We start from the raw sequence: 4,170 nt of genomic DNA on the forward strand, positions 1-4,170 counted from the left end.
TTCCTGAAGATCCGAACGATTCTATTTGGATCATGCTTGGAAAACGTTTGATTAACTTTGGACTTTATATCTTGATTTACTTTTTCTTTGATGCAGGATTTTGTTTGATAGCGCTTGCCGTCGGCTCCTTTTACTTTCTGATTAAAAACACCTATTTCTTACTCAAAGAGAAATCGAGACAACGTAAAAAATATGGCATTCTCACAGGGTTTTATCTCGTAGTATTTTTCAGTATATTCTTTGCACATTACATCATTCCGAAAGTTCCTATTTTAAAAGATGCGAGCGAAGGACGAATTGCCGCCAGAGGTGAAATTATTTACACAACTCCTGGAGAAATGCTCTTGAATGCAGATTTTAATTCAACGAAAGCCAGACGTATTTTGTGGGCTTCGGAAAGTCATTGGTTTGCCAACAATCATTTGTACGAACGTGTCACAAACAAAGCAGGTTATCAATTTCCAAATATTCGTACGCAATACAATTCCAGAGGTGTGAGTTTAACGGTTCAGACTAGAGAATTCGTGGTGTTACGCTATTTAATCTTTGAACATAACATTTGGTTGCCCATCTTATTAATTGCACACTTTTTAGCTTTATTATTGGTTGTCGGTTATTATTATTATCCGAAAAAACACACCGATCCAATTGATTATTTTAAGACTTTAGGCGCAGTTTCGCTGTTTTTAATTTTGAGCATTATCATGTATTTGGTGTGTATTAATAGCGTGATTTTTATTGGACAAGATTTTCCTTTTTTAACCTTAACGGGAAAAGCCGCGATTGTAATTCCGTTTGTATTGATTGGCTATTTGATTTTTCATCTGAATTATAAAAACATCGAAAACGTACAGCAAAAAGCGCCTGCAAACATCAGAATTCCTGCTTTTGCCTTAACGCTGATACTTACATTTATCATTGGTGGAAAAGTTTGGAGTGCCATGAGCGCAATGGACGACCCAAATATGATTACGCATGAAGCAACGCAACCTGTAGAACGATTGAAAGGTTTTGTTGATATACTGAATTCAGATTTTAGAACCGTTCAGAAAGAATACAAACGTTCCAAAAGATTGGGAAGTCTGAATTACAAACACATTCCCAATATTTTAGATCGTTATTTGGGCGATACGGAAGAAGCGCGATTTAAGAAAATTGATACCATGGTGAACAATTACGTGAAGCAACCACGTGATGCAAACTACTTAAAATCAGCTTTGAAAAGTTTCGATATGAACGAAGCTAAAAACTTAGAACATATTTTACATATTCGTAAAAAACGTTACTCCGATCAGTTTGAATTTGTAGTGAATAGTAGTTATTACCGCATCAAACCCATTTTTGAAAGTTCTAAGGAAAATCCAGATTGGCGTGGCGATTTGTTAGCAATGGAAACTCCGAATCAGTATTATTTGCAACCTGTACAACAGAAAAAGCGTGATTCTATTTTTAAACGTGGACAACTTATTAATAGACGCACCAAAGATTATGAGTCGATTGCTTTAGATAGAAAGTTGTTTGGAAGTGCGTTTGCAAAATCGAAACTCATCAAACTGTATCGTATTCCGAGTAAATGGTTATTTACGGATGATGATGCAATTGTAGCAAAAATTAACAACGAAAAGAAAGTAAAACGCATTACACTTTCAAACAGAACGCGGATTTACAAAGAAGAAAACACAACTAGCTTTTCAGATTTTATCTTAAATAATGGCGATATTTTCAAAATTGAAGATTACAGACCGTTGCGCGTGAGTTACAACTCAGAGAATTATTTGGCGTTAAACTATAATTATAATGGAAAGCAGCGATTTTTCTATCCGTTAGGAAAAGGAATGATTTGGGCATATAATTATTCAAAATTATTAGAGAAGAATTACGAAAAAACGCCGCCAAAAGAAGCCAAACGCGCTACGTTTGATTATCAATTGCAACAAGATTTGTACGATTTGGCGATTCATAAGGAAATTCACGACGATTTCTTTTTAACCGTGATGGATGGCGAAGGACACGTACGCGCTATGTTTGATTACAATCGTGGAAAGGAAAACTATAAAATCAACCCGAACGATTATAGAAAACTGAGTCAGATTTACGAAGAAATTTATTTTAATACACGACAAGAAGATTTAACATTAGGAACAAGAAACATTCGTAAAATGAATGCTTCTGGAGGATTTGGATCTACCATAAAACCAATTGTATACAGCGCAGTTACATCACAACAGAAACTGGATTGGAACGCTATCAAACTAAACAATATGTATAGTGATGAAATTTATGAAGCGCCAAAAAAGAAAACTTTAAAAGGCGAACAAGTCAAGTATTTTGGAAACAAACGTTTGGTGGCACCTTGGTTGGAAGCTACTGGCGAATTTAAAGGCGAAATAGACAACAAAACCTATATTTTGAAATCTAGAAACGCGTATAACGGAATTATGATGTTGCTCGGTAGTTATTCAAACAAAAGACTTAAAAACTATAAAAAAGAAATTTTACGACCAGATTCAGATACAATTGAAATGCGCGAACGTTTCCCAAGACTTACTATTAATGGGCGTAATTATGTCCTTTCGGAAGATTTTTACGACAAGCTTCCAAAAGATTTGAATAGTACCGATTATGTGTTGCGATCTGGACTGATTAATAATTTTAGTTTTGATACGTCTCGCGAGAAGCGAAATACACGTACCGATTCTTCGTATGTGGTTTTTAATAGTGAGAATAAAATTAATACATTTTACAAAACGAAAGAGCTGTTTAGCAAAGCCATTCGAAATAGTAATTTTAATTATCAATGGGTTTTTCCTGAGAAGCAAGCATTTATAAAGAACTCTACAAATATTGCGGGAGAAGATTTGAGAAACAACATAATTAATCCTGCCAAAGGTGGAAGTCCATTTGAGTTGACACAGTTAGGAATGCTTGAAAATATAGTGCGGTTGTACAAGTTAAATACGGACGTAAGAGCTGCTGTTCAAGAGCAAAAAGATAGTACATACTCAAAAATGAATTTTGCTATAACTGATTGGAGAAATGATGCGGATTATCGAGATTTTGTAAAGAAAAATATTTATGAAACCATGCACAATGTTCCTAAAAAAGGAACTGCGCAAGTTTTGTTTAAATACAAAAACACGTTTGAAGTTGAAAATACCAAAACGGAGGAAAAAGTCACTTTTTATATGTACGCCAAAACGGGAACGCACAATAGTAAGAAAGATGGCGTGAATGATAAATCGTTGGTCGTTATTATTAGTGATGTCGATTTAACCGCATCAACTTACGAAACTCAGCCAAAACTGTATACCATGTTGTTGACGATTAATAACGTGAAAAATTCAGAATATCAGGCAAAACAGCGCAAATTGTTTGACTTAATTGTGAATTCGGAATCCTTTAAATTGTATTATGATCTATGAGAAAAAATTCTAAACATAAACAATCGACACTTAAAATTTTAGGAACCGTTTTACTGATTGCATTTGCGGTTGGCACTTGGATTGTTTGGAGTCACGGTATTAAAAAGAGTAATGTAAAAATCAATGAAGATGTAGCTTTTGAAGAAAAGAGAACAATTTTGAAAATGAGAAAAGATAGTTTGGTGATAATTCTTAATAAATGGCAAGCTGAAAAACCAACGAAGTTTACAAAAGTAACTGCTGACGACAATTGGATTGTTTGGACATACAACAAGCGTTTTCAAAAAGGAATTATGCAAGAAATTTTTGGTGGTGAAGAAAGTTACAAAAGAGATACTACCGTATTTAAAAACGATGCGAAAAATATGCAATTACGTTTCAAAGTAAAGTCAGATACAGCGTATGTTTATGTACGTTTCATGACACAATACTATTCTGTTTTGGAATAATTTTATAAAATTTTACGCAAAAAAACCGATTTTAATAATTCAATACCACATCACATGTTAAAAAACTACAAAGTACTTTCAGGAATTTTAATACTTAGCTTATTACTTTTTAATTGTTCATCAGACAAAAAAAAGAATAGAAACATTCCTGTCAACTCTATTGCCGAAATTTCCGCTGTACTTTCTCCTACACTAGAAAAATTTGAAATAAAAGGAACTGAAGAAACGATTCTGAAAGGAAAAAAAGGAACTTCTATTTATATTCCTGCAAATACGTTTCAATTTGAAGATGGAACTAC

3 protein-coding genes are annotated in these 4,170 nt (G+C 33.7%); all 3 read left to right on the forward strand.

The annotated features are described in order from the left end of the window. Positions 1-3,422: hypothetical protein (locus tag AB8B65_RS16425; protein WP_405302360.1), on the forward strand; the 3,422-nt coding region annotated here is incomplete at its 5' end. Beyond that, positions 3,419-3,871, forward strand: a complete 453-nt coding sequence (locus AB8B65_RS16430) for a hypothetical protein (protein WP_405302361.1) — start codon at positions 3,419-3,421, stop codon at positions 3,869-3,871. The genes AB8B65_RS16425 and AB8B65_RS16430, both read left to right, overlap by 4 nt. A gap of 54 nt (positions 3,872-3,925) precedes the next feature. Further along, a partial coding sequence (locus AB8B65_RS16435) for a hypothetical protein (RefSeq protein WP_405302362.1) occupies positions 3,926-4,170 on the forward strand: 245 nt, incomplete at its 3' end.

The sequence above is a fragment of the Kordia sp. genome (assembly GCF_045105435.1).
Classification (GTDB): Bacteria; Bacteroidota; Bacteroidia; order Flavobacteriales; family Flavobacteriaceae; genus Kordia.

What these genes read in the sequence shown, in the direction of transcription:
- AB8B65_RS16430 (WP_405302361.1), top strand. Translation starts at nt 3,419, where the DNA reads ATGAGAAAAAATTCTAAACATAAACAATCGACACTTAAAATTTTAGGA.